General features: G+C 53.0%; 20 protein-coding genes and 5 pseudogenes. 17 read left to right on the top strand and 8 right to left on the bottom strand.

The features are described from left to right. Window positions 1-293 precede the first annotated feature (293 nt). The 3 genes and pseudogenes from KVG91_RS21365 (at window position 294) to KVG91_RS27670 (ending at window position 7,777) form a co-directional block, all read left to right on the top strand. Window positions 294-2,915 (top strand): HD domain-containing protein, encoded by a 2,622-nt coding sequence (locus KVG91_RS21365; protein ID WP_169378907.1) that lies wholly within the window; start codon window positions 294-296, stop codon window positions 2,913-2,915. A gap of 279 nt (window positions 2,916-3,194) precedes the next feature. After that, window positions 3,195-7,160: a DUF4365 domain-containing protein gene (locus KVG91_RS21360; RefSeq protein WP_169378906.1), complete on the top strand. Its 3,966-nt coding sequence runs from the start codon at window positions 3,195-3,197 to the stop codon at window positions 7,158-7,160. A gap of 133 nt (window positions 7,161-7,293) precedes the next feature. Next, a pseudogene (locus KVG91_RS27670) lies at window positions 7,294-7,777 on the top strand (hypothetical protein). A gap of 235 nt (window positions 7,778-8,012) precedes the next feature. On the opposite strand, the gene KVG91_RS21355 reads toward KVG91_RS27670, so the two are convergent. Further along, window positions 8,013-8,456, bottom strand: coding sequence for a winged helix-turn-helix transcriptional regulator (locus tag KVG91_RS21355; protein WP_169378905.1), 444 nt, complete (start codon window positions 8,454-8,456; stop codon window positions 8,013-8,015). Between the two features lie 96 nt (window positions 8,457-8,552). On the opposite strand from KVG91_RS21355, the gene KVG91_RS21350 reads away from it, so the two are divergent. Beyond that, complete coding sequence (locus KVG91_RS21350) at window positions 8,553-9,506, top strand: aromatic alcohol reductase (RefSeq protein WP_169378904.1); 954 nt, start codon at window positions 8,553-8,555, stop codon at window positions 9,504-9,506. A 130-nt stretch (window positions 9,507-9,636) separates the two neighbouring features. Here KVG91_RS21350 and KVG91_RS21345 read toward each other — a convergent pair whose 3' ends face one another. The 3 genes from KVG91_RS21345 to KVG91_RS21335 form a co-directional block, all read right to left on the bottom strand. Continuing rightward, window positions 9,637-10,101 carry a 3'-5' exonuclease family protein gene (locus KVG91_RS21345; RefSeq protein ID WP_169378903.1) on the bottom strand — a complete coding sequence of 155 codons (465 nt, stop codon included), beginning with the start codon at window positions 10,099-10,101 and terminating at the stop codon, window positions 9,637-9,639. A gap of 87 nt (window positions 10,102-10,188) precedes the next feature. Beyond that, window positions 10,189-10,590, bottom strand: a complete 402-nt coding sequence (locus KVG91_RS21340) for a hypothetical protein (RefSeq protein ID WP_169378902.1) — start codon at window positions 10,588-10,590, stop codon at window positions 10,189-10,191. 219 nt (window positions 10,591-10,809) lie between these two features. Further along, window positions 10,810-11,364: a hypothetical protein gene (locus KVG91_RS21335; protein ID WP_178115334.1), complete on the bottom strand. Its 555-nt coding sequence runs from the start codon at window positions 11,362-11,364 to the stop codon at window positions 10,810-10,812. A gap of 298 nt (window positions 11,365-11,662) precedes the next feature. On the opposite strand from KVG91_RS21335, the gene KVG91_RS21330 reads away from it, so the two are divergent. The 3 genes and pseudogenes from KVG91_RS21330 to KVG91_RS28235 all read left to right on the top strand — a co-directional run bounded on the left by KVG91_RS21330 (window position 11,663) and on the right by KVG91_RS28235 (window position 13,654). Next, window positions 11,663-12,130, top strand: a complete 468-nt coding sequence (locus KVG91_RS21330; RefSeq protein ID WP_169378900.1) for a helix-turn-helix domain-containing protein — start codon at window positions 11,663-11,665, stop codon at window positions 12,128-12,130. 372 nt (window positions 12,131-12,502) lie between these two features. Beyond that, window positions 12,503-13,111 (top strand): annotated as a pseudogene (locus KVG91_RS27665) (histidine phosphatase family protein); the annotation flags it as partial. Window positions 13,112-13,354: 243 nt separating this feature from the next. Beyond that, entirely contained in the window at window positions 13,355-13,654 is a 300-nt protein-coding gene (locus KVG91_RS28235; RefSeq protein ID WP_450091395.1) for a DUF7693 family protein, read from the top strand. Window positions 13,655-13,866: 212 nt separating this feature from the next. Here the strand turns inward: KVG91_RS28235 and KVG91_RS21320 are convergent, their stop codons facing one another. Then, window positions 13,867-14,331, bottom strand: a complete 465-nt coding sequence (locus tag KVG91_RS21320) for a DUF3429 domain-containing protein (RefSeq protein WP_169378898.1) — start codon at window positions 14,329-14,331, stop codon at window positions 13,867-13,869. Window positions 14,332-14,577: 246 nt separating this feature from the next. Here KVG91_RS21320 and KVG91_RS21315 point away from each other — a divergent pair, with 246 nt between their 5' ends. The 3 genes and pseudogenes from KVG91_RS21315 to KVG91_RS27655 all read left to right on the top strand — a co-directional run. After that, on the top strand, window positions 14,578-15,639 hold the full coding sequence (locus KVG91_RS21315) for an SDR family oxidoreductase (protein ID WP_169378897.1): 1,062 nt from the start codon (window positions 14,578-14,580) through the stop codon (window positions 15,637-15,639). Between the two features lie 51 nt (window positions 15,640-15,690). Beyond that, window positions 15,691-15,900, top strand: coding sequence for a hypothetical protein (locus tag KVG91_RS21310; protein ID WP_169378896.1), 210 nt, complete (start codon window positions 15,691-15,693; stop codon window positions 15,898-15,900). Further along, window positions 15,897-16,129 (top strand): annotated as a pseudogene (locus KVG91_RS27655) (hypothetical protein); the annotation flags it as partial. The gene KVG91_RS21310 and the pseudogene KVG91_RS27655, both read left to right, overlap by 4 nt. Window positions 16,130-16,589: 460 nt before the next feature. Here KVG91_RS27655 and KVG91_RS21305 read toward each other — a convergent pair. Beyond that, complete coding sequence (locus KVG91_RS21305) at window positions 16,590-16,892, bottom strand: hypothetical protein (RefSeq protein ID WP_169378895.1); 303 nt, start codon at window positions 16,890-16,892, stop codon at window positions 16,590-16,592. Between the two features lie 540 nt (window positions 16,893-17,432). On the opposite strand from KVG91_RS21305, the gene KVG91_RS21300 reads away from it, so the two are divergent. The 7 genes and pseudogenes from KVG91_RS21300 to KVG91_RS27645 all read left to right on the top strand — a co-directional run. After that, window positions 17,433-19,724 carry an AAA family ATPase gene (locus KVG91_RS21300; RefSeq protein WP_169378925.1) on the top strand — a complete coding sequence of 764 codons (2,292 nt, stop codon included), beginning with the start codon at window positions 17,433-17,435 and terminating at the stop codon, window positions 19,722-19,724. Further along, window positions 19,721-21,616, top strand: a complete 1,896-nt coding sequence (locus KVG91_RS21295; RefSeq protein ID WP_169378894.1) for a UvrD-helicase domain-containing protein — start codon at window positions 19,721-19,723, stop codon at window positions 21,614-21,616. Before KVG91_RS21300 ends, KVG91_RS21295 begins: the two co-directional genes overlap by 4 nt. Before the next feature lie 55 nt (window positions 21,617-21,671). Next, window positions 21,672-21,881: pseudogene (locus tag KVG91_RS27650) on the top strand (hypothetical protein). Next, window positions 21,878-22,354 carry a hypothetical protein gene (locus KVG91_RS21290; protein WP_169378893.1) on the top strand — a complete coding sequence of 159 codons (477 nt, stop codon included), beginning with the start codon at window positions 21,878-21,880 and terminating at the stop codon, window positions 22,352-22,354. Before KVG91_RS27650 ends, KVG91_RS21290 begins: the two are co-directional and overlap by 4 nt. 45 nt (window positions 22,355-22,399) lie before the next feature. Further along, on the top strand, window positions 22,400-22,945 hold the full coding sequence (locus tag KVG91_RS21285) for an SH3 domain-containing protein (protein WP_169378892.1): 546 nt from the start codon (window positions 22,400-22,402) through the stop codon (window positions 22,943-22,945). Window positions 22,946-23,098: 153 nt separating this feature from the next. Further along, window positions 23,099-23,494 (top strand): hypothetical protein, encoded by a 396-nt coding sequence (locus KVG91_RS21280; protein ID WP_056789427.1) that lies wholly within the window; start codon window positions 23,099-23,101, stop codon window positions 23,492-23,494. Window positions 23,495-23,525: 31 nt separating this feature from the next. After that, window positions 23,526-23,650, top strand: a pseudogene (locus tag KVG91_RS27645) (DUF2256 domain-containing protein); the annotation flags it as partial. A 49-nt stretch (window positions 23,651-23,699) separates the two neighbouring features. Here the strand turns inward: KVG91_RS27645 and KVG91_RS21270 are convergent. Together KVG91_RS21270 and KVG91_RS21265 are read right to left on the bottom strand one after the other, a co-directional pair. Beyond that, window positions 23,700-24,065 carry a histone-like nucleoid-structuring protein, MvaT/MvaU family gene (locus KVG91_RS21270; RefSeq protein WP_169378891.1) on the bottom strand — a complete coding sequence of 122 codons (366 nt, stop codon included), beginning with the start codon at window positions 24,063-24,065 and terminating at the stop codon, window positions 23,700-23,702. Window positions 24,066-24,515: 450 nt separating this feature from the next. Further along, the gene (locus KVG91_RS21265; protein ID WP_056859365.1) at window positions 24,516-25,733 is read right to left on the bottom strand and encodes a DUF1444 family protein; all 1,218 of its coding nucleotides are present in this window, start codon (window positions 25,731-25,733) and stop codon (window positions 24,516-24,518) included. Window positions 25,734-25,782 lie beyond the last annotated feature (49 nt).

Below are 25,782 nucleotides of genomic sequence, written 5' to 3'. Positions count from 1 at the left end.
CTAACGGTTTTCGCGACGGCAAAACTTTAGCTCGCGAGAAAATTCTGTTGTTAATCAGTGTGATCGCTGGCCATAGACGTCCATGAGTCTTAGTTCCGGCTAGGTAAAAGAGCAGACTACAGAAGAACTCACTGGCGTCCTCCGCATTGCACTCAATGTCAAGGTGCTATGATGGCCACCTGCCTGTGAGACCATGCTAGATGTTCGCGAACCTAACCAATACGGGGTAGCCAACTGATCGATGCAGAGTTAGGTCTACGCTCACCAAGGAAGCACTTAGGGGAAGGATCACTATGTCTGCTGTCTCTGATTTCCGTTTGACCTGGTTGTGGCGCCACGCTTTCGTCAATCCACAAATAGACATTACGACCGCTGAGCAGGAGTTTTTCCGAGAACGATACCTAGCCATGCGTGAAAAAGCGGGCCAACTGGTCGCTCAGATCGTAGCAGCTATGCCAGGCATGACAGTCCACGACTTGAGTCACCTAGACGCCTTGTGGGAGACAGCATCGCTCGTTTCAGAAGGCGCCTTGACAATTTCTCCTGCCGAAGCATTCGTTTTCGGGGCGAGTGTCCTTCTGCACGATTCGGCTATGAGTCTTGCCGCTTATCCGAACGGCCTTGAGGATTTGAGGGAGACCGTGGCATGGAAAGATACCGTGACGGCTTTGCTTGGGGGAGATGACCATGATCCCGAATCGGTCAATAACCCTTCACCAATCATCGTCAACCGTGCTGTACCTGAAGTCTTACGCCAGTTGCATGCCCAACAAGCTGAGAAGCTAGCAACTCAAGGCTGGCCGTCCGTTAACGGAGATACGCTTTACCTGATTGACGATGCAGATGTACGCTTTTTTTATGGCGAGACAATCGGACTCATCGCGCACAGCCACTGGTGGTCGGTAGCACGAGTGGAGCAGGAACTTTCGGAGGATCTTGGTGCTCTTGCAGGCAAGACGAAGAGTAAGATTGACCGCGTGAAACTCGCTTGTTTACTCCGTATTGCCGACGCACTCCATTTGGATCAGCGCAGAGCTCCGAGGTTTCTGCGAGCGATATCACACCCCAAAGGCATATCTGCCCTGCATTGGTCATTCCAAGAGCGGCTAGCTGCGCCCCATATCGAGCATGAAGCCGTGGTCTTCACCGCTGGCGCACCTTTCGATATCGACGACGCGGACGCCTGGTGGCTCGCATATGACACGATCTCGGCGGTGAATCGCGAGTTGCAGGATGTAGACTTGTTGATGCAAAACAGAGCAAAGGGATTGTTCTTTCGAGCCCGGCGAGTCAAGGGCGCCGGCAGCCCCGAATCGTTAGCGCGTACTATTCATACCCGAGGATGGCGTCCGGTTGATACGCAGTTAAAAGTTTCAGACATCCCGAAAGTTGTTGAAACACTGGGGGGCGCCAAGCTTTATGGTGACGACCCGACTGTAGTCATCAGGGAGCTCATCCAAAATAGTACCGACGCCATCCAAGCACGTAGACGTTATCAAGCCGGACGACGCGATACCTGGGGCAACATAGTGGTGTCCCTCATAGAAAAAACGGATGGCCACTGGTTGACCGTCGAAGACAATGGTATTGGGATGTCAGAGCTCGTTTTGACCGGCCCGTTGATTGATTTCGGCACATCATTTTGGCGGTCATCACTCGCAGCTCAGGAGTTTCCTGGTCTCATCGCAAAGGGTATGAACGCGATAGGACGATATGGAATCGGCTTTTTCTCGGTATTTATGATTGGTTCCTTAGTAAAGGTGATTTCTCGCCGCTTTGACTTAGGCGAAGCCGCCGCTCGCGTATTAGAGTTTAGAGATGGCACTGTATCGCGCCCCATTCTCGCCCAAGCGATACGGGGTCAATCACCAGTCGACGGGGGGACGAGGATTGAGATTTTGCTGAAGGCCGATCCACGGACTAAAGGGGGAATACTTTTCAACAGTAAATCTGGCGAAAACATTCTCACTCTAAAACAGCTCATTGCATCGATAGCGCCAAACCTAGACGTTTCGATTGAGGTTGAAGAAGGCGGTGAAAGTTTTCCAGCGGTAAGTTCCGGCGATTGGCTTGACCTACCTGATGCAGATTTGCTTAGCCGACTTAACCCCTTTGGAATGTCAAACAGACACAGGCATGGGACGAGCATTTCCGCGATACGACCTATCCTTGATGAGACTGGAAAACCGCTAGGTCGCGCATTTATCCAACCAAGTAGTTTCTTCGGCGCTGATGGAGGATGGGTCACGATCGGAGGACTTAGGGCGTCTCGGATGTCTAACATTCAAGGTTTGTTGGTAGGCGAAACCTTAACTGCGTCTCGCGATTCCGCCTTGCCAACTCTGTCTAAAGAACAGCTCGCGGCATGGGCAACAGAGCAGGCGAAGATTATTGCGGCGGCTAGATCTGATGAGCTTCACAAAGCCCGATGTGCAGAAGTTGTACTTGAGTGTGGAGGAGACATTGGTGAACTGCCGATAGCATGCCAGGGCCCGAGTGACTGGTTAAGCGTCAGAGAGATACGTGAACGATTCCAAGACACGTCGGAGGTGGTGATCACATTCGACGGGGAATTCTCCTATGAGGAGGACACCGACGATGTCCATCCTCGAGATTTCAAAAGCTCCTTCGAGCCAGTTAGCAACATTTGGGTTATTCCGAAACACAGCGGCTCAGTGTTAACCGTAGGTCAGACACAATGGCCAAGAGCCTTGGCTCCAGATTTTTCTTGGCAAAGATCAAACCTTGCACAGCTGATCAGGATAGTGATCAGCGAAGCCTGGAGCGAAAATTACGAGGTCGATGATGAAGACGTGGAGGTCGGAACGGTTAACGGCACACCGATAATACGAAACGTTACAGTGTTTAGGCGAAATGATGAATCCGCCGGGTCTGAGAGCTCATTCGAAGAGTGAAGCTCGCAGTAAGCTCAGTTAGTGGAGGATGCTTCAATCTGACGTGGAGCCCTAGCGAAAGTCGAACCGTGCCGCTTGGTCTGACGATGTCGCGAGCCAGTCTGCAGAGAGCATCCATTTCATATGATTCGACCATACAAAACGTTTTGGCTCATCGCCCTGAGCCAAAGCTTCCGGTGCTGAGCCTCCTGATTATCTCTCCGACAATCCTAGGGGCAAACGGGCGAGAGCCGAGAAAGCGGCTGCCAAAATTTCTTTTAGCTATGCCGAGGAAACCTCATGCCAGTTGAAGGGCCTCTACCAATGACGGGGGATCAGCACGATATTGATGCTGATGCCGATCGTTGCCTAATGGCACGTACACCCAGGAATTGGCGACTAAAGAGCCTAGGTGGGACGGACGATTATGGCTTCGACTACCAAGTCCAAACTACGCCAAATCAACAAGCAACGGATATTTTTCGCATTCAGTTGAAAGGCACTCGTTCCCCTAACATTACGGCGGATGGGGAATATCTTTCCATAGCACTGAAGGCATCGACTGTCCGCTTTTATGACCGAGCGGTGGAGCCCCTGCTCTTGGTGATCTGTGATCTTTCCGTCGATCCGGATCCTGTCGATTGCAGGCTCTACTACGTTTGGATCAGAGATGAGCTGCTGCGCGTTAATGTAGCTGAGCTGCCTGAGGAGCAGAAATACGTCACCCTTCGGGTTCCGGTAAAAAATCGTCTCACGTCATCTACCGACCTTTCTGAAGAAATTCGCTATCAGAATGAGCTGTCCCGAGCAGGGCATGCCCTGAGCGCAAAAGCGGAACAAACCCATCCTGCACTGGATTCAGAAAATCGTCTGATATTGGTTCAAAGTGCCGTTCAAGGAGTTGCAGCTAGAGGCGTGACCTTCATAGAGGCCCTTGCAGGCCCCAAAGACGAGCATTGGATTAACCCTGCGCCGGGCACACTTGCTTGGCATCTGACCCAAGCCAGGGCTGAGCTGCGTATCAATGCTTTGGAGAGAGCTCTGCATCAGCTAGATCAAGCCGAGTCCATGTTGGCAAAAGCGACGGAATTGGAGCTTGGCGAATACTGGTGCTTACGCGGAAACTGGCACGTTGAGTCGGGCGCTGATCAAGCAGCAGTTGTTGCCTATCGCAACGCGTATGAGGAAAACAACCTTCCCAAATACCTTGCAGCACAAGTGGAAGCGGAAATTCGGATTAGATTCGAAACTAGGCCAGAATCGCTCTCAGAGCTACACGCCTTGCTGGAGGGCGATGCCCCCGTAATCATCGGGACTAGATCGAGGCTGCACGCGGTTCAAGGGAACTACAAACTTTCGCTTGAGATTGCAGATCACCTGCCAGAGCCTAAGAGGTCGTTCGCAAGAGCCTTCGCGCACTGGCTGTCCGGCGATCCAGATAGTGCATTAGCTGACTCCGAGGCGGGCCTAGATGTATGCGACAGATCTCATGATTCCTACCAGCTGTTGCTGCTACTTAGGGCCCGCTCCAAATTTACTCTCGCGGTTGCTACAGCCAGCACGATCAGTAAAGACGTCATCCCGCCGTCCGGTCTGCCTGGCGTAGATCGGCAGGCGCTAGAGAGTGCTTGGACAGCAATCACCGATGCTGTCACTTCTATCAAGGCGGTGGGCTGGGACTCAAATATTGAGCAGATTGCGGACATATGGGCTGCAACCGCCTTAGCACTCGGAAAGGGCCGAAGCATACTTGCAGACCTCATTGAAGCGACGCGTACACGTCCGGGCCTACCAAATATTCAGGAGGCTTTGAGAAGCGTCGCTGCCCAGTTAAAAGACTTTGATCTTGCTCTAGCGGCAAACGACCAATTGCCTGAGTCTTCCGAAAAACAACTGTGGAACATCCTGCTGCTTTACGAGACACGCAAGTTTAGGCTTTGCTGGCAAGGCTTCAGGGCATGTATAGAGTCTTTGGATAGAGGCCATCCTTTATTCGGGCCCGCAGCAATCGCTGCCTCCCTTTCAGCCCATAAGATGGCTCAGCCTACCTTTGTAAAACAGTGGATCGAAGAACTACAGTCGCATCCAGACCTGAGAGATCAAGCCGCACTCTCAGAGTTTTACATTGCCCTAGAGGTGAGCAGGCTGGCGAAGGAAGATGCATGGAAATCTTTGCATTCCCGCTATGAAGAGCTGGGCCGACCTCTGAGCATTGCGCTCACCCTATTCCAGGAGGCTGATCCTACAGATCTTGAGTATGCGGTGCTGTGCGTGCGTCTATGCGAGAAAATCACAGAGCACTTGTTGCTTTCTCCAGAGATGGCAGCCCGATTGGGGATCGCGTTGGTGACGCTGAAAGACTGGCAGGCACTTCTAGAACTCTGTCAGAGCAAAAGGGTTCGGGCTGAGCCTGGGGATCGGATGGCAGCCTTCGAAGCATTGGCACTCGATCATCTTGGAGAAACAGAACAAGCACGAGACCGATTGCAGGGCATTTTAGCCAAAGGAACTGACGATCAGGTTGCACTCAACACTTACGTAACTATCGCTACAAGGTGTGGCTACGTTGAGGACGCCGTGGAGGCGGCGGAGAAGGTATTTGAAGCCGCAGAAACCAAACATGAACGGCTAGAGTGTGTGAAATTACTGTTTACACTCATCCAATTTGGGGATCAGACCAGCAGCAGGCTTGTTGAGCTTGCTATTCGGGCAGGTGACTTGGTGGATCAAAATGTGGAGAGCCAGGAAGGCGCCTACCTGATGATGCATTTGAGCTCCACGTTAGCGATCACTGACCTCGATCTTGCCAGCGATCGTGAGCAATTTCAGACACGCGCAAATGCGTTTTTCCAGAAATTCCCCAATTCTCGAATGCTTAGGAGAGGGGAAATTCGGGAGGGTTCTTCTGCCACAGAGTTGGTAGAAAGTCTCAAGTCTCTTATAGGCATAACCGCAGATCAGGAAGCGCTCCAGAGTCGGCTTGAATACGGATTGCAGCAAGGTTTCACAGTCATTCCGTTCTCATGGCGTCCTCGATTTGTTCTGTCCTCCATCTGCGATGTCGTGCACCTCTGGGAAACTGCGAAGGTGTCGAGCCGTGATGATCGAAAGTACCATCTTTCCATGAATAGCGAGCTTGCTTGGCAGCCTCTTGGTGCTGAGGCTCTACGGCAACTTGTTCCCTTACTGGACTGGACGGCACTGCTCGTACTCTACGATTTGGAATTGATCGAACCCGTTGTCAATTTCTTCGGGAAAATTGCGATATCCAAAGCCACCATGGAGGAGCTTGCAGAGTTCACGAACCCGATGTATGGAAGTCCAATGCGTGGCAAGTGCCTGGGCCTACAAAAGTCCTTGAAGCCCCATCTCGCTTCAATTCTGCAGCCGTCGTCGTCAGGAGGAGTCAACAGGGCCTCTAATACTGCACCGGTTGGCCGAAGCAATACACAGATTGTAGAGATCTGCGCGGCAGAGCCCGAACGGTTCAGACTTTACTCTGATGACTTTGCTTTCCGAATTTTTTGTGCCGGAAAGTCCGATCCTAATGGAATCTGCACACTTGATGTCTTGGCCGCGCTGGTAGAGGTAGGACTGATTACCCCTATTGATAAGGCCCGCAAAATGGCGCAACTCTGTGAGTGGCGTGTCGGTGTAGTTGTGCATCTACCCGATATTATGGTGCTTCTCCCTCCGTTACTAAGTTCGGCCAAGAGCGTACGTCTAGCCGTGGAAATGCTTGATGCGGAACCCGGATTTATTTCTATAGCCTCAGCGCTGTGGGACTATCGCTCACCATTTGAGCAATCACTGGCACATGCTGCTGCTGTGCTTCGCGCTCTCGTTATAGAGCGGTCGCTATCCGACATCGGACTGGCTGCGCTGTTGAGGCACTGGTATGTCAAAGCGGCCATGAAAAAGGATGCTCCCCCTCACGGCCTCCAGGCAATAACTCTCCTGATACTGATGGCAGGTCTAGATGAAGACTTGACGAAGACTTCTGCAAGAAGAATCTGGACGATCTACATGCTATTGGTAGAGTCCCACCACGGCACCAGGATGGACGAGTCTTGCGAGAGAGAAGCGATCCGACTCTTAGGTACCCATTGTGCCCAATTAGAAGCTGTTGAGCCTGGTGAGGGCCATCGAGTGTTCTCTGCTCTCAACGCGAGCCTCATACAGGATGCGTTTGAACAAACTGAGTTTTCCGCCGCTTATGCAGCCGCGCGGGTAGCCTCACAATACGAGCGAGCAAGAGAAAAATGATCGTTTAAAATTCCGTCGCCAAATGGAACACTCCCCCTCGAAGGCCAAGCGTCTAGCTGATCGCAGAGCTGGATGAAGACGATCGATAAGCGCATGGAATACATCAAAGGCTGATTCGGTTACGGAAACTTACATGAAGCAGCCTCTGTTCGACTTTGACCTCAAACGCGCATCCCGCGAAAACTACATAACAGGCAAGGCCGCCATCAATTTTCCAGATCCTGGAAGCACCACGGGTGCGTGGCATTTCCTTTCCTATTATGATCGGGAGTCCGACGTGGCGAGGTCTCGTTGGCAGGTATCCATTATCCTGACACCACAGTCTACTTGGCGACCTTAGCGTCATCGACGTGACCGATGAGCTAGCAAAGCGTGGATGGTCTGTTGAAGGGCGGCGGCTGTACATGGCGGATCACTGCAGAGCCGCTGCGGACATGATCGTGAGATGGGCATTCAGCGAGTCCAAACACTGCAGCGTCGAGATTGATGATTGGTTCCCCTCTCGTGCGGAAAGACAGCGACTGCTTGAGACTCTAGATACAGCAAGGTCAAAGCTTTCCGAGGTTGGCCGATGGCAAAAAGTAGAAGTGTGGTTGCGTACACAAACCTTCAGCTAGGCGCTTGAACAATCCAATTGGCTGTCGTCGACTCCCTGCGTGGCAACTGCCGAGCCGACCGTGATCATGAGTCTTATCCAGTCGACGCGCTTCGATGGGCTGAATACGTGTGAATATCTCAGGGACGGTTGGCGAGCCTGCGAGCGCAGGTGGCGAGAAAGCTTGAACAGCAACGACTTTGCCAATGGTTGCAGGCCCATTCGGGCGGTGTGAGCAATGATTATCGAGGCGGTTCTCAATCCAATGGAATCGACGTGGGTATTTGCCATTCAGGTTTCTTATCAACCTGGCTGTCGAAAATCTGCCGTGCCTTGCGGAAATCCTCGACGTTCGAGACTACCCAAGTCCAGATAGGGGACATACGAACCAACAGCCCCATACCGAGCGGAGTCAGCTCATACTCGACACGTGGCGGAACCTCACCGAACTCGCGGCGAACCACTAGGCCATCTCGCTCCATGGAGCGTAGCGTCTTGGTCAACATCCGCTGAGTTACACCAGTCATCTGCCTTTTTATTTCGGCATGACGCATGGTGCCGTACACCCCCAAGGCGTGCAGGATGCCCAACGACCAGCGGCTGCCTGCATGAGCAAGCACTTCCCGTCTGACACCATCATCGTCTTCTCTCAACGTTCGGCAGATTATCTCTGCCTGGCTGAGAGCCTCCTGATCGGTCATTTCTTTGTCTGGTATCACAGGTGTGCCTTCTTACGAGCGCTGCCTAATCGTGCAAGCATTGGTTCATCTTACAGGCAACAGGTCTCAGGAGAAATCATGACCGAAGTGACCCAATTTTCCCCGCAATCCATTCTGGTTCTAGGCGCCGGTGAGCTTGGGCTCCCGGTCTTGCGCAATCTCGCGAGCGTGGCAGTGCGCGCGCCCGGTTCCACAATCAGCGTCCTTCTCAGGGACTCGACCATCAACACTCAAGTGCCTGAGAAAAAGGCCGAAATCGATGGGCTTCGTGGCCTAGGCATCCAGATGGTGGCCGCAGACCTTGTGCACGACTCTATCGATCAACTGGCTGAGGTATTCGCACGCTTCGATACCGTAATAGGCTGTGCGGGCATGGTCGCAGGCCGGGAAACTCCGATGAAGCTGGCTACCGCTGCGCTCAAGTCCGGTGTGAAGCGCTACTTCCCGTGGCAGTTTGGTGTCGACTTCGAAGTAATCGGTCGGGGCAGTCCTCAGGATCTGTTCGATGCTCAGCTTGATGTCCGCGAATTGCTTCGTGCCCAGGATAAAACTGAATGGGTGATCATCTCGACGGGTATGTTCACCAGCTTCCTGTTCGAGCCTGTATTCGAGGTGGTTGATTTGGAAAACGATACCGTCAACGCGCTTGGTAGCCTCGAGACCAGCGTGACACTCACGACTCCAGACGACATCGGTGCATTGACAGCGAAAATCGTTTTTTTCGAACCGCGCTTTAACAATGAAATCGTTTATCTCTCAGGAGACACAGTGACGTATGGAGAGGTTGCGAGCCTTCTCGAACGCGTACTGGGCCGTCCATTCAAACGTAACGTGTGGACTGTTCCGTACTTGCTCAAAGAGTTGGAGAAAGATCCAACGCATCACATCAAGAAGTATCGCGCTGTATTCGCCCAAGGCAGAGGTGTGGCTTGGCCAAAAGCCAACACCTTCAATGCGCAGCATTCGATTCAAGTCACGACCGCTCAGGAGTGGGCGCAGGCAAATCTGGCATCAGGCTCACCAGCCGATTGATTAATGAGCTAAAGCCGTCCACGGGAGGGCAGGATGTCTCGCTCGAGAATATCGAGCACGTGTGTCACCTCTGGATCTACGAATAGATAACTTGGCCGGGCGGTTTCAGATAACCGTCCAGCAAAGTAGTTCAAGCTTCGAAAAAAGCACGGCAGGCGTTCATCAGAGCAGTCGCGTCATGCAGAGCTCGATGGGGCCTAATTGTCGGCAGTCGCCTGTAGATTTCACTGGCAGCCTCCCGGCCTACAAATGCCTCCAAAGGCTTCAACTCGAAGGTGGGCATCAGATCTGCGGCCTCGAAAAGCACATCGAACCAAAAACTGTCTTGAGGTGAGTCGCTGCAAAGCACGTGGCCTGAAAACAGCTGATTCATATTTGTCGCAACAGCGACTGGGGTATCGCCTTCCTGAAGCAAATGATCCTGAGTGAGACCATGCATGTCTTGCGCATCGAACGACCAGTGCGTCCAGTACCGGACTGGCTTGATAAGCGAGCTGAAGGAGTTCTCACTCGACACGACGGCGACCTCGATAGGATAGCTATCAGGAGCTATTCCAGAGGCTTCAAAATCAATAAAAAACGAAGGCCGTTCCACCTTGCTGCTCCTGCTTGAAGGCTGCGATTTTGAGCGGCTCCACCGACTGCTTGTGTGCTTGCGCCGCCATCGCTCGAACCAGCCGCTCTAGCTGGTAGGAGCCTGTGCAGCTCGGTGATTTTTCAGATGCTGCATCTCACGCTCCCATTCAGTCAGAAACTTATCCCAGTCTGCACCGTAATGCCCATCAACCAACCTGGTCGACCCGATGCTTGCTTGGTGGAAACGCTCTCTCCAGGGTTGCGGAATAGTCTGCTCTAAAATGATGTCGATTCCGGAGTTATGGCGCATCACCGAGGCAGAGTTACGAACCTCAATGAGTTCGAATAGCTTATCGCTACAGGCAGTGTCGTTTCGCTCTTGATCATCGAGATCATCGAGGATGGCAAGGAGGTCGGATGCATTTGAATCACCGGGGTGGAGGCTGGCAAGCGCCCACAGAGTTCTTCGCCTAGTTCTTTCACGCTCGAGGAGTAAATCGCAGGTCATTTCAGCCTCCTTTTCACAAAGCTGGGCGGTGGTTATGGCGTGCCGCCTGCGACGGAAGGCTGGCGAGAACTGAGCCACGGCTGCGCCGCGTCTCAGCCCGTTGGGCGCTCATCCAGCACGCCTGCGCGCTCCGCTTGCCCGATACTCGCTAGGAAAGGAAAGTCTGGCGCAGCGATCCTGTAGCCGGGCTGGTGTAATCGTGCCCTACGTACAGGACTATTACTTGTGGAGCTTACTGAAGCGACTCGATAGAGCTGCGGCTTCGGTAGCTTCCCAAGCTTCAGGATCAGACGTAGCGTTGAACATCACCAATGCCCTCCACAGGAAAAAAGCGGCAACCAAGCTCGACTCAATTACTGCAAATACGGTAGTGGTATACATATAATCTGAATTTTCTCCGAAGAAAAACAGCACTGGAAATATCGAAGCTATCCAGCCGGCGACGAAAGTTAAGCAAAATGCGATGGCCGCAGTGACCGTCAGGAAAAGCGGGACTTGATATCTATACTGGGTTGCAAATGATTTCTCGCCGTTTTGCTTTGCTAAGCCGTACAAAATGCCTGTGTTTTTTTCTTTGTCATTATTTCTTTTAAACAAGCCATACAGAGTTACACTCTCGCCGACCTCTAACTCTTCGTAAAACTTGTTCGACACTTGCAAATTCGGGATAACTGCACCATCAATGCTGACTTTAGCTTTATGTCCGCCGTTCATTCGATCAACAGATCGGACGTAGTCAACTTTTCCTGAAACTTTCACGCAATCGAACTTCATCACTCACTATCCCTGCCTTCGCTTAAAAAACCGCATTCAGTTCATGCCAGGAAGCCTTCTATGATGGTTGCAGGGAGGCATGCGGAGGCTATCCAATGCACGCTCTATGGAGCGGCTCGCATCAAGGCCACCGAGCCATGTCCCACCACCCGCTCTCCTGATCAAACCATCGCTCCTGACACCGTGGCGCCTTGATCGACGACCGCCTGACAAACCTAATGCCACGATAATATCACCATAGTCTGTTTATCGAAACACGCTTGCCGTGGCTCTATCCTCAGTTTTGAGGATCCGACTCATGCATCTGAAAGAAGCGCTGGCAGGAGCATTGCGTGGAGCTCGTGCTCATCAGGGGTTGAGTTACGAAGAGTTGGCGGGGGCAACGCACAGAACGTACGTGGGGAAGCTTGAGCAGGCCCGAGCGAACGCGACGTTGGAGAAACTGGACGAGATCGCTGACTATCTAGGCCTAGACCTCTTGACTATGGTCACTCTCGTCATTGCTGCACAGGGTGAAGAACTTCCTTCAGAAGCGTTGCAACGTACTGCCTTGCGAATCAGGGAATTCGAGATGTCCGGTGGGTGGCAGTTGGTAGAGGAGCAATTCAGTGATGGAAAGCTTATCAAGCGCTCCCAAGGTAAGCCTAAGCAGCCGCTTAAAGCGGACTACGTTCGAGTCCTGAAAGCGCAAGGTTTCGACAGAAAAACAATCGCTGAAAAGCTCGGTATTGCCAGAAGCACAGTCCAGAAATATTGGAATACATAAGCCTGCAGAACATCAGCAATCCTACAATCTAAGCAAATCCCAATTTATGGCGCGCCCTATCGGGTCGGCTGTCGTAAACCATGCCATGGCTGACGCCAAGTCATGGCCCTCTGGGCTTCCATCCTCGCGTCTCCGGCCTTACTGGCCTGCGCGCTCCGCTTGCTCTCGTTATTTCCATCGACGGAAGAAACTCCAGGGATACCTTCAGCACTGCGCAATGGAGTGTAGTCATCCTGTCTGTTCATATTTCTGTTGGAAGGTGCAGTCGCGGGGTGGACAATACGGTTTTGGTCACTTGATAGATGGCCATTGAGGAAGGAACCTTGGGGATCTAAGAGAAATGATGGCCGAATCTGTGCGAGTATTTCGTAAATGAAGCATGTGAGACTAATACGACATGGAGAGAGCGCTGCGAACGCGGGCCAAGCCACTTTAGATCACTCGACCATTCCTCTGACTCCGAAAGGATTCGAGCAAGCGCACCTGGTGGCCCTGTCGTTCAACCATCCTCCGGCTCTGATAGTTGCCTCGCCTTTCACCCGAGCGCATTCAACCGCTATGGCGACCGCAGCGGTGTTTTCTCATATCCCTTTTGAAACTTGGCCCATCCAAGAATTCACTTACCTTGAACCCGCGCGGTGCACTAGCACAACCGTCGCTGATCGGCGCGAATGGGTGGAGGCGTATTGGGCCAAGGCAGACCCGGCGCTCACGGACGGTGAAGGCGCAGAGTCATTCCTAGATTTTATATCTCGAGCCCGGTCTTGCCTGAAGCGTCTTGCTGAACATCCCGCCCAAGACATCGTTGCGTACTCTCATGGCCAGTTCATTAACGCTGTAGCCTGGCTGATTGAGCGCAAACCGCTCGGAATTGATGGCGTAGCTATGGTGGACTGGCGTGAGTATGAGATCGCAAACCACGTGCCCAACTGCGGTGAGTGCCTGCTTTCGAAATCTCCCGACGATGCCGGTTGGAGACTAAGCCGGTCAGCCCCTAGGGAGCCACGAATGGACTCCACTTGGCGCGCGCCGGGCAGAGCCTATCAAGTCGTTCGTGATCCTGAGCGCCTGCTCATTGAAGAGCGCGCCGAAGCTCTCTCAGCTGCAGGCTATCCACTGCCAGTTGATGATCCGGCTATGTACGCTGAGCAAAGGCTAGAAGAGGCCAGAGCGGCAGCTCGTTCATCCCAGGTAAGTAGCGTCAGCAATAGCACTGCGGCTGAGCTGTCAGCGAGAGAGGTATGCCAAGTATTGCGGGAGGTCACCTTCGAGCGACGGATGATGACCAAGGTGAGCCAGGCATCTTGGGATGAGATTTATGCGGGCTATTTCGTGGTGAGCGTCGAGGGTTGGCGGATATCAATCTACAGCGACTGTGACACGCTCGACTACTGCGAAGAATGCGTCAGTCCGGATGGACGGCGATGGTCGTTTGACGCGGGTGATAGATTTGGAACAGATCCCATTGCGTTGCTCAGCACATGGGAACATCAGACGCTTGAGCGTCTCCTGAAGGCGCTCTAGGGAGCCAATGTCGAGCTTGCCTCTGCGAGGACGGCTGTCGTGAACCAAGCCTCGCCGTTGCCGAGTCTTGGCCCTGTGGGCTTCCATCCTCCCGCCTGCGCGCTCCGCTTGCTACTGACCCCATGTCACCTTTCCACGAGCCAAGAGGCCCAACAGCCTCGTCTTAATTCAGACGCGGTGCTTGGATGGAAGTGAGTCGGGCACACGAGACTTCACGAATGAAGCGCCTCAACGAGCGCGGCAAGCAGCAAGCAGACGCTCGCCACGAACGTAAGCCGTAATCGCATCGGCAGGTACCAGACGGGCAAGCTCATAACCCGCAACAGCTGCCTGTCCTGCCGGAGGTGGACAACAAAGCCGATGACCAACAGCAAGCAACCCAATGGCATTGGCAATAACGTGGCAATCCAAGCAATAAGCGCAGGAATGACACTCCAGATAAACCGGTCGGAGCGCTGCTCGGCTCTTATGTCTTGCACGCTCATGGCGAAGCCCCAGTGCAAGGCTCCGACGAAGCTCAGGATGACTGCGCCATAGTTAACAAGCGCAATTTCAAACAATGGCCGATATTCGAGAGAGAACGGGATCAGCAGCGCCAGAAAAATAAACGGCAACAGACCGCCGTAACCCAGCAGGCTGACGTGCTTTGGCACAGAGGTTAAAGGCAACGCGTTCATTTGTATTCCTTACGCAGTGAGCGACACTCAAGACTGTAGGCCCAAAAGCCCTGCTTTGGGCGAGATATTGATGGCAAGGTGGGCTACATGAGAGTCCGCTTAAAAACGGGAGACACCATCGCTCCAAATACTGGAGTTCGGGAGGTGTGTTCGACATCCTCTTACGACGGCCCCCCGTACGGCTCCGGTTTAGGTTGAACCTCTGTTACTTAGGAGGACTCCCAAATCTAAATCCAGGAGAAACGTATGACCCAGACAGCTTTGGTTGTGGGCGCCAGTGGCATCGTCGGCAGCGCAATCACTCAGTTACTAATCGACAACAAGTGGCAGGTCGCCGCGCTATCGAGGCACCCGTCGCAATCGCAAGGCGTGATCCCCGTCGCGGCAGATCTCCAAGATCCAGCTTCGCTGGAAGATGCGCTTGCGGATCTGAAACCTACTCATGTGTTCATCACCACATGGTCACGGCAAGCCACGGAGGCCGAAAACATTCGCGTTAATGCCGCCATGGTTCGCAATGTGCTCACCGCCATTCGCCCAGCCAAGAGCGTCGAGCACGTAGCATTGGTCACTGGCCTGAAACACTACCTCGGCCCATTCGAAGCCTATGGAAAAGGCAGCCTCCCGCAAACGCCGTTCCGCGAAGAGCAGGGTCGTTTGGACGTTGAGAATTTCTACTACGCCCAAGAAGACGAACTCTTCGTTGCTGCTGAAAAGGACGGCTTCACATGGAGCGTTCATCGCCCGCATACCGTCACCGGGGTTGCTGTAGGTAATGCTATGAACATGGCAACTACCCTCGCCGTCTATGCCTCGATTTGCAAACAGACCAATCGCCCTTTTGTGTTTCCCGGATCAAGGGTGCAGTGGGACAGCCTCACCGATATGACGGACGCCCGGCAGTTGGCGAAACAACAACTGTGGGCGGCCACCACACCGGCTGCGGCCAATCAAGCATTCAACGTCACTAACGGCGATGTATTTCGTTGGAAATGGATGTGGAGCCGAATTGCCGACTACTTCGACTTGCCTGCCGCCGATTATCCCGCTTCACTCTCCCCTCTTGAGAAGCAGATGGCTGACGATCAAGCCGTATGGATGCAAATAGTCGCGGAGAACGGCTTGAAAGAATCCGATATTGGTCGCCTGATATCACCATGGCATACCGATGCAGACCTCGGTCGACCAATCGAAGTAGTAACGGATATGTCGAAAAGCCGTGCCATGGGCTTCACTGCCTACCAAGCGAGCGATCAAGCATTTTTCGATGTGTTCGACAAACTACGCGAGATGCGCTTGATACCCTAGGTCGTGCCACAACGGATATGCTCAGATGATTCCAAGGAGAGGTGAGGGAAAATGGCAAGCGAATATTCGTTATCAGACGTTCTGGAAAGAATGTACCAAAACCAGCTCGCTTTAGAGGCTGGCCTGATGGAACTGACACTCCACATCGAAGCCCACGGACATGCGGATTTAGGAAATAACGTACGTGGCGCCCTTGATACCATCGGCGAGAACGCCGGCCACATCAAGCAAGGTCTAGCGCGCCTCAAAAAGCTCCCATGATCCATCCGCTATTCGATTTTGATCTCAAACGCGTCACACGAGAGCACTACGTCACAGGGAAAGCAGCCATCAACTTTCCGCATTCATGAAGCACAACGGGTGGTTGTCATTACCTGTCCTACTTTGACCGAGTGTCCGGCGTAGCCAAGGTATCTCTCGCGGGTATTCACTATCCTGACACGACAGTTTTTTCGGCGAGCAGGGCATCATTAATGCCACTGACCTTCTCGGGATCGCCCCAGGTGCGGAGAAGCAGGCCTGTGGACGACGCAGAGCGGGTGGTTGAAATCCAGCAGCAAGTCAGTGAACTCCCCAGCTACCACTACAGCTGATTGCTATGTTGGCATATGCTTACCGTTCAGAATGATAGAACAAAGCATTTGGTAGACATCCTTGTGGGGCGAAGGCTTAGAGCGGGAGGGAGTGCTCAAAAAGATATCGTAGCTGGCAGACAGGGGCAAAGATCACGTCAGCTTCGCTGGATTTGCCACCGCCAATCCTTTAGATCTAGCGACTTAACAAAACGCTTACGATTGAGTCGCATAAAAACCAAAGGCTCTCATGGAGGGCCTTTGGTCGGATGAACGCGATTCACTTAGCGAGTCAGGACTGTACGACATCAGCGACGTGTTCGTATCTCAAGCTTTCAGTAGCTTGTAACTACTGTCCTTGATCTCATCAATCTTACGCTATTGCGTACTCACAACCCATGGCGGGTTCACGAAAGCAGTAGCCATAACGATGATCATACCGACAATAGCTATAGATCTTACAAGCCAAAGCTCTTTGGCTATTAGCGACACTGGTATCAAGAGCGCACTGAGCGACACGCTCAGAAAATTGAAGCTGACCAAGGGGCCAAGCTTGCCTAGAATGATGAGTGCCGACCAAGCAGTGACTGCAGATGCAGCAGACAGGATTATGATTGTCCATTCTCTAAATGCTTTATCCCAACGGGCTCTGAGTTTCCGTGATTCCATATCATCTTTCATTAAGCTCTCCTAAACGCGCTTGTTAGTCGAGGCATAATGCCATCAAAAGTATTTTTCACAAAGGCGTAAAAAGGCATATAAGATCCCATGAACATTGACACCGGTCTGAAAGCATCTTTTCATTGGCTTGATAAAACGTGCCTTGCTGATTGCTTCAGTGAAGTAGGAAGAACTCTATGATGCTGACGAGGCGAAGATTGCGACGGAGCCTGTACACCAATCAGACCGTAGATAGACGCTATACCTCATTGAGCGACCGCCAGCGCGGCACTCGCCTCCTGATGTTGCTCTTGGCTTGACGTATTTAAATCGAGCGTAGCCTGTTCTTGGATCGATAACACCTTAACGAGCAGCGCGTCGGTTGGCAGGTTGTCATATCGTTCCTCCAGCGCCTTACGCAAGCGCATCAATCGCAGGTTCGCCGTCCGCAATGGTGGCTAAACTCAATCACTGATATTTGCGACTTGACCGCGCTCAGCTAGAGTCTCAGCACGCGTCAGCCCGGCACTCAGCCGCTGAGCAGCTTTCATGGAAGAGCTTATGCACATCCAGCATCTGGAGATTGCGAACTTCCGCAAGCTCCTGTCTGTTCGAATCGACTTAGCAGCCGAGACAACCCTATTAGTCGGGGCTAATAACAGCGGCAAATCTTCCGCCATGCTGACTCTGCGAAGATTTCTGGTATCCAAAGCCTCCGCGTTTCGCCTTCAGGATCTGACACTTTCTCATGTGGTTACCATAGAGGCGATTGGGCAGGCCTGGGAGGCTGCAGGCGCTATCCCATCGGCCAATGACTGGGCAGAGTGGTTGCCGACGCTGGATATCTGGATATCGGCGGAGCAAGGCGAGCTGCATCACATCCGAGATCTAATACCTAACTTTGCTTGGCGCGGTGGTTTGGTCGGGATGCGGTTCCGGCTCGAGCCGGAGGACATGGAAGACCTCTATGTGGACTACCGCAAGCAGAGAGAACGGGTAGAGATACTGAAGACCGAGATTCAGAGACTGGCTGCCGAAGGCGAGGATCCACCACATTTACCTCTTTGGCCTCAAAGCCTGCACGACTACCTCAATCGACGTCTGGGCAAGATGTTCAAGGTGCGCTGGTATCGCCTGGATCCCGCCCAGCTTCAAGACCCAGATTCGAGAACTCGCTCTGCCAATCGGCAATCACTCTCGGCAACTTCAGTGGCATTGGAGCGCAATCCACTAATCAATCTCATCCGTGTACATGAGATCAATGCTCAGCGTGGGTTCGGTGACAGTGCTGACGAGGGGCATGACGATGGCAAGCAATCTGGTGGTAGAAAGCTTTCGGAACAGCTTCGTGCCTACTACAACCGTCACCTTGATCCAGGAGATAGTCCAGATATTTCGGATTTAGGTGCGCTCAGAGCTATCGAAGCAGCACAAGTGGCTTTCGATACCCGATTAAGCACCAGCTTCGAACCAGCGCTGAAGGAAGTCGCCGGGTTGGGATATCCCAACAACAGCGATCCGAGTATTCGTGTCGCGACCAGACTCGCGCCCACCGACGGGATGAATCACGAAGCAGCCGTCCTGTTTGAGCTCGACTCCATAGGTGGCGCACCTGGCGCTCCTCCCCTTCGGCTGCCGGAGACGTCCAACGGTCTGGGATATCAAAATCTCATTTCGATGATTTTCCGGCTCATGGCGTTTCGAGATGAGTGGCTAAAAAAATTCAGAACTGCTGACGAGCAGAGCGCCGCTGGAGTTGAGCCCATTCACCTGGTGCTAATTGAGGAGCCGGAAGCTCACCTTCATGTACAAGTTCAACAGGTGTTCGTGAAGCATGCCTACCATGTGCTCTGCAGAGACCCTTTGCTTGAGCGTTTCCCAAACTTGAAAAGCCAACTGATGGTGAGCACGCACTCCAGCCATGTCGCTCATGAAGTTGAGTATCAGAACCTGCGGTACTTCCGGCGTCTACCTGCCGGCATGGACGGCGTACAGGTGCCGGTTTCAACGGTATCAAACCTCTCCACCGTATTCGGTAAAAAGCCCCAGACCAAAGATTTCGTCACACGGTATCTTCGGGCACAGCACGCCGATTTGTTTTTTGCCGATGCCGTAATCCTTGTTGAAGGCGCCGCCGAGCGCATGATGCTTCCGCACTTTCTTCGAAAGCATTTCCCTTTCCTTGACCAGTGCTACATCACCATTTTAGACATCGGTGGCAGCCATGCACATCGGCTGCTCCCCCTGATCGACGCATTAGGGATCGTAACGTTGGTCATCACCGACCTGGATGCTGGCAGCCTGAGATCTGCTCAACCAGTCCAGCGAGATGCGGGTCAACAGACGAACAACCCGACGCTACGTCATTGGACAAAAGCAGGTGGCCTGCCCCACAGCGTGGACGCATTGCTCGCTTTGGCGGATGACCTGAAAACCCAGCAGATCGATCAGCTTTTCGCGATCAGAATTGCTTACCAAACGCCGATCAATATCCACCTGCCACTGACCGGTGAACAGGTCGAGATGCTGCCAAACACCTTCGAAGACAGCTTGGTGCTTAGCAATGCCTCACACTTTTCAGCCAAGCAGGCAAGGCGAGGTTTGATGCGTGCGTTTGCTCGGGCCCTGAACGGAGCAGAGAGTTCGAACAACCTTGCCAGTCTTTTATTTGAGTCTCTTCGAGACGGTGACAAAGCCGAGTTCGCGCTACAGGTTCTAGGCGATCCAGGCTTTGCCGAACTCACCATCCCTGAATACATCCGGGAGGGACTGACTTGGCTTCAGTCCAAGCTGGAGCGCAAGCAGCGCGAACTGTTAGTCGTTCCTACAGCCATCACGGAGGTGACGGCGTGAGCACGACGAACGACGGCCTATCCGAAATAGTTCAAAGAGCAGAGCCTGATGTGGCCCTCGATGCCGATCAAATCATACAGACCTGCTTGAACCTTGATCGACCGACCAGTTTTTTCCTATATGCCGGCGCAGGCTCTGGGAAGACGTATTCACTCGTAGAAGCAGTACGCAGCTTCAAGGAACGAGAACGCGAGAGACTCATTTTTGAAGGCCGGCAGATTGCGATCATCACTTACACCAATGCGGCGTGTGACGAGATCTTACGTCGCCTGGAGCATGATCCTCTAGTTATCGTTTCGACCATCCATGCTTTTGCTTGGCGGATGATCCAAGGCTTCAACGATGACATCCGCGAGTGGCTGCGCGTCAAGCTGGGCGAGGATATAGCTGCACTGCAGAGACAGCTGGATCGTTCCAAAGGCGAAAACAAGACAACCCAAACCAACAGAGCGAGCCGAGCCAGAAAAATCCGCCGGCTCGAGGAACTCGAACAGGTAACTACATTTACGTACAGCCCTACAGGCGAAAACAGGGGACGCCAAGCGCTGAACCACAGCGAAGTCATTCAGATGGCCGCAGCGTTCATACAGCAGCAGCCGCTGCGAGATGTCATGACCGACCTACATCCGGTACTTCTAATCGACGAAAGCCAAGACACTTATGGCCCGCTGATGGAAGCGTTCTTGAGCGTTCAACAACAGATCCCCGATAGGTTCTGCCTAGGACTACTGGGCGATACCATGCAGCGGATCTACTCCGACGGCAAAGCAAATCTGGAACGGGCTATTCCAGAACACTGGGCGAAACCGGAGAAAAAGATCAATCGGCGATGCCCGACGAGGGTGATCGATTTGATCAACACTATGCGAGCCAGCGCTGACGATCATTGGCAGATCCCTAAAGAGGGCGCCGTTGAAGGCGCAGTACGCATGTTCTGCACCCGCCAAGTGGCTGGCCGAGGCTTTGAGCTGGAGGAGGAAATCGCTCACCGCATGGCCGCATTTACTCAAGACGCGCAGTGGGCAGTGGGTCAGTCAGGGAGAAAGACACTCATTCTTGAGCACAAGATGGCCGGACGCCGTATGGGGTTCGAGGGAGTATTTACCCCCCTCCACGCCGCTGAGCACCTCCGAACCGGACTGTTAGACGGCAGCCTTCCTACCTTGAAACTCTTCATGGGCGACGTGATGCCCATTTTGGCGTCGGCGCAGCAGGATAGCTTCAGCCTAATGGAGGCCGTCCGGATGCGCTCACCTCTCCTTGATCCGCGTCACATGAAGGAAGCTCCCGACCAGCTTGCTTTGATGGAACAAGTCAGTAATGCCACCCAGGAGCTCCTCGCTCTATTTGAGGAGAATGATCCCCTCATCACTGATGTGGTTCACGTGATCTTGAGCACCGGCCTTTTGAACGTTCCCGACCGCCTGCTTGCCGCACAACTGCTAGGAGTTACAAATGATGAACCGCCCGAATCAATCGACCGAGAAACGCTCGAAATTTATGCGTATCAGGTGGTGCTAGGACGCCGTTTCTCTGAGATGGCTGCCTTCGCCGGTTACACCCAGGGTCTGTCCCCCTTTGACACCCACCAAGGCGTCAAGGGCTTGGAGTTTCCTAGGGTCATGGTGATATTGAATGATGAGGAAGCTGGGGGATTTCTATTCAGTTATGAAAAACTTCTCGGGGTGCAACCGCCATCAGCGAACGACCTAAAAAATCAGCGAGAGGGTAATGACGACTCACTGGCCCGCACCCGCCGACTACTGTATGTAACGTGCAGTCGTGCCGAGCAGAGTCTCGCAATCGTGGTGTATACGCCTCAGCCTGAAGTGGCAAAGCAACGCGTTATTGACGCTGGATGGTTGAAAGCTGACGAGATCGAGATCATCTAAACACGGGTGCTGCTAAGCGGCTACGCTGGCCTTATCCGAAGAGAGAGGTCGATCTATGCCTAACGAATACTCATTGTCAGACGTCCTGGAAAGGATGTACGAGAACCAACTCGCCCTTTAGGCCGCCCTGATGGAGCTAACCCTCCAGGTGGAAGCGCAGGGACATGCGGAAGTAGGCGACAACGTCCGTGGCGCACTTTACACAATCGGTGAGAACGCTGGTCATATAAAGCAAGGTCTAGCCCGACTCAAAAAGCTTCCATGATCCAGCCGCTATTTGACTTTGATCTCAAACGGGTCTCACTCGAGCACTACATAACCGGCAAAGCTGCGATAAATTTTCCGCGCCCTGAAACCACCACTGGGGGGTGGCATTTCCTGTCGTACTTTGACCGGGAGGCTGGAGTCGTCAAGGTGTCTCTTGCTGGTATTCACTATCCTGACACCACCGCCTTCTTTAGCGACCTGGGCATCATCGATGTCACTGAGCAAATGGCGAAGCCTGGCTGGTCTGTAGAAGGTCGACAGTTACACATGGCGGATCACTATCGAGCCGCCGCCGACATGATCGTGCGGTGGGCATTGAGTGAGTCTGCTAACTGCAATCTCGAGGTTGACGAGTGGTTTCCATCCCCATCAGAGAAACAACAACTCCTTAAGGTACTCGACGTGGCAAAGCCGGAGCTCTTCCAGGTTGGCAGGCTGCAGAAAGTGGAGGCTTGGCTAAGCTTGCAGTGAATACCGGCACGCAACCAGCAGCTTGGTGCGAACTGTACGAGGGCAATGGATATGCGCAAAAAATCCCAGTCATGGTTAGTCCCGCTTGTAATTCTCTTCGTGGTCTTTTGGGCAATAAGCAAGAAAGACACGCCTCCCGCTAAGGTTCCGCCCAACAAGCAGCCCACGCCGAACGCCTTAATTTCTGCTCCGCTACCAGCGACCCAGCCAGTACAGAGCGTACCAGTCGATCAGTTTGTAAATGCGGATAGGTTGAACCTGCGGAACCAGCCTGGAGGAAAAGTCATCTCGACCTTGAAACGTGGCGACAGGGTTCAAGTCTTCGAAAAGAAAAATGATTGGGTTCGCATCAGCGTGGATGGCCAGCCTGCTAAATGGATATCATCTAAAAGCCTCTGTGACGGGGCGAATTGCTACGCGGTCTCCAAACAGGAACCAGTGCGTCAGGCGAGACCTGCTCCTCAGCCTATTCCTCGGCAAACGCCGAGCTACGGATCCTCTTGCCCTTGTTCTTCCGGAAACGTCTGTATCGGGCCTAGAGGCGGTCGGTACTGCATCACTTCTGGGGGGAACAAACGTTACGGTGTTTGATTCCATCTCCATCGCAGCACACCAGTCCTAATGGGGCTGCGGCGACTCGCAGGGAGCTAATGGGCACAGCTACTTCGATGGTGTCGTCCCTAGCCACCATCTTATAATCCGTGACTGCAATCTCCCCAGGAGCTCATCACTATGGAAGCGAATATGCCTCAGCCTTGGTACAACACTCGTCCAGCCCCCGTCTTCATGACCGTCTTCTACTGTTTCATCGTCCTGCTTCAAGCTGGCGTCTGGGTGGTGGAGGAAGGTTTCGAGCAAACTCGCTTTGGTGATATTTCTATCTCGGTGTTTCTCAATATCTGCGTGGTAGCGCTGCTGATGTTCGTTGGCGGCTTGATGCTATTAGCCAGGAAAAAGAGTAGTTCGCTTTGCTTCATTCTTGCCTTGGCGTTAGGTGTAACATTTTCCCTTAGCCGAATGGGTAGCGGTTCTATAGTCCACCTGCTCACGCTTCCGATGTTCAAGGAGTACGCTTTGGTTTTTGGGATCTGGGTTTACAGCCTTCAACTGCGCACCACCGGATACTTCTTATCGAAGTGACCTGCTGACCATCATCAACATGGGTGCGGGTGTGAAAAAGAGCGAGCTTCCGGTAAACACATGCCTTACGTGCGCCTTCCTTTCACTTGGAGGAAGAAATGGACGCGATGCTTGGAGGAGGTTCGTTACTGTTCGGAGCGCTGCCGGCGCACAAAAAGGTTGAGCCAAAAAAGGGCCATTAAGGGCCCTTTTCTATCAATAGAGATTACTTCGCGAGCCAAGACTCTACAGTCGCTGCGCCGTGCTCACTTTTCCACTCTTTCAAACCTTTGTGATTGCCGCCCTTCGTTTCGATGACCTCGCCGGTATGCGGGTTCTTATAGACTTTCACCTGGCGGGCCTTGCGCGTGCCCGCTTTCGGCGCCGCTACAGGAGCGCGTCGACCGGCTTGCGGATCAAGCAGGTTGATCACGTCTTTTAAGCTGTAGCTGTATTTTGCGAGCAAATCGCGCAGCTTCGTTTCGAATTCAATTTCTTTCTTAAGACCAGCGTCGCCCTTCAGGGCCTCAAGCGCTTGAAGCTGTTCGGCGAGATGTTTTTCAAGCTGGCGAAATTCTGCGAGTTTGGACATGGGAGCTTCCTAAGCAATTGGTACTGTCAAGTCACAATAGAATAGACACTTGAATGAAGCAGAAGTATCAATGTTTAGATTCTATAAACTGCTCGGGTACAGAACGTCGAAAAGCGCTGAGTAGCCGACGCAAGCGGAGCGCGCAGGCTGGCACAGCCGAAGGCGTGAAGGATGGACGCCCGCAGGGCCGAGATACGGCGGGACGCGGGAGCTCGGTTCGCCACAGCCTGCCCGCGCACAGCGGCTCGCCAACTGAAGTAAGTCAGTCAGATCTTGCGGCCCGACTCAGTAGCGCTAGAGAAGCCACCACCCCACATCGGTAAACTCCCAAATTTTCCCACCAGGATAAGCAATCAAAATGGGGAGTGTATCGTAATGATAAATTGCGACTGCTGCTTTGCCAGCTCAGCGATACCTCCATTGCAGTGCGCCAGAGTAGTAGAGCACTGATCACAAGGTAGTCAGGCGATTAAGCTGCTCAACCGAAGGAAATCCCAGTGTCCGATAACGACGTGGATAGCCCGCTTCTGTAGCCAGCAGATCGCCAAGCTCGGATTCAAGTTCACTCCAGGAGACGGTTTTGACTGTCGCTTCCCCACCCTCAACAGGTTCAACCAACGCGACGCGATCTGTCTTGGGCAACAGCGTCAGCACACCTTTTGTCCAGGCGCTCATCGATACCGTCTGGTTTGGTTGGTCAGCCATTTGGAAGAGGTTGTAGGAGGCGACGAAGATGTCGATGCCCTTTTCCAGATTGAGCTTGTCGAGCAACTCTTTCTGATTGGCATAATTACTCTGCAGCAGCAAATGCTCCAGTGTAACCAACCGACTGCTGACCCCTTCATCATCACAGTTAAACGGTATGATATCGCGACCTTCGTAGGTGTAAATATCGGTAGAGACAGCACGCCCCCTTTCAAGAGCCTGGAAAGCAAGCTCTACCATCTGACGAATTCCCTGTTCGTCCTTGTCTCCAGTGACCATCAGGACGTCTCGACTGGGCACCATGAACACTGGCCGACCTTTAACTGGCACGCGCTGAAGGACATCTGGCAACAACACCCTGCTGGTGTCGTACCCATCCGCCCACTCCCCAGCGTATAGGCCTGGAATAATCTCCCCGAAGGCTTCGTTTGTCGTATCACGCAGGTTCTCGATGGAGATCTTTACCGCCTCTTCCATCGTCACACCCCAATGTGCTTCGGGGCCATTGGTAAGGGTGGCAGTGGACTCGGGCGAATCGACAGCAAGCAGAATAACGCAGTCTCGGCCCAAAGGCTGTGAAACATAATCGTACTGCTTGTCGCCATTTTTACGGGCGTGTTCCAGTCGAATTTCTTCAAGCATGGCAAGGTTGCGAATCACCGGACGCAGCTGTGCTTTGACATTATCAAACACAGTCTCGGTTTTTCTACCCGCCTCTAACAGCGTCGATACGTATCCGGTCAGAACGGCGGATTTCTGTGCTTTGTCTGCATTTTGATAGTCGCGAAAGGCATTATGGAGATTGAAGTACGATCCATCCCCATGGCGGATGCGGAACTCGTTCTTCTCAAAATTCAGATTCTCGCTGAAGCCAGCTTTACGAGTCGAATCCATAAATTTTTTGGCAAATGCTTCATCAGTTAGCGGTCGATTGAAGAATTTGTCGAGCAGGGAAAAAAGCATGTACAGAATCCTTTTTGTCAGCAGGCAATTGTAAACAGCGGGAATTGGG

This window comes from Pseudomonas azadiae (genome assembly GCF_019145355.1).
GTDB classification, from domain to species: Bacteria; Pseudomonadota; Gammaproteobacteria; order Pseudomonadales; family Pseudomonadaceae; genus Aquipseudomonas; species Aquipseudomonas azadiae.
Note: the sequence above shows the minus strand (reverse complement) of the source record. Positions and strands in the feature narration are given on the sequence as shown.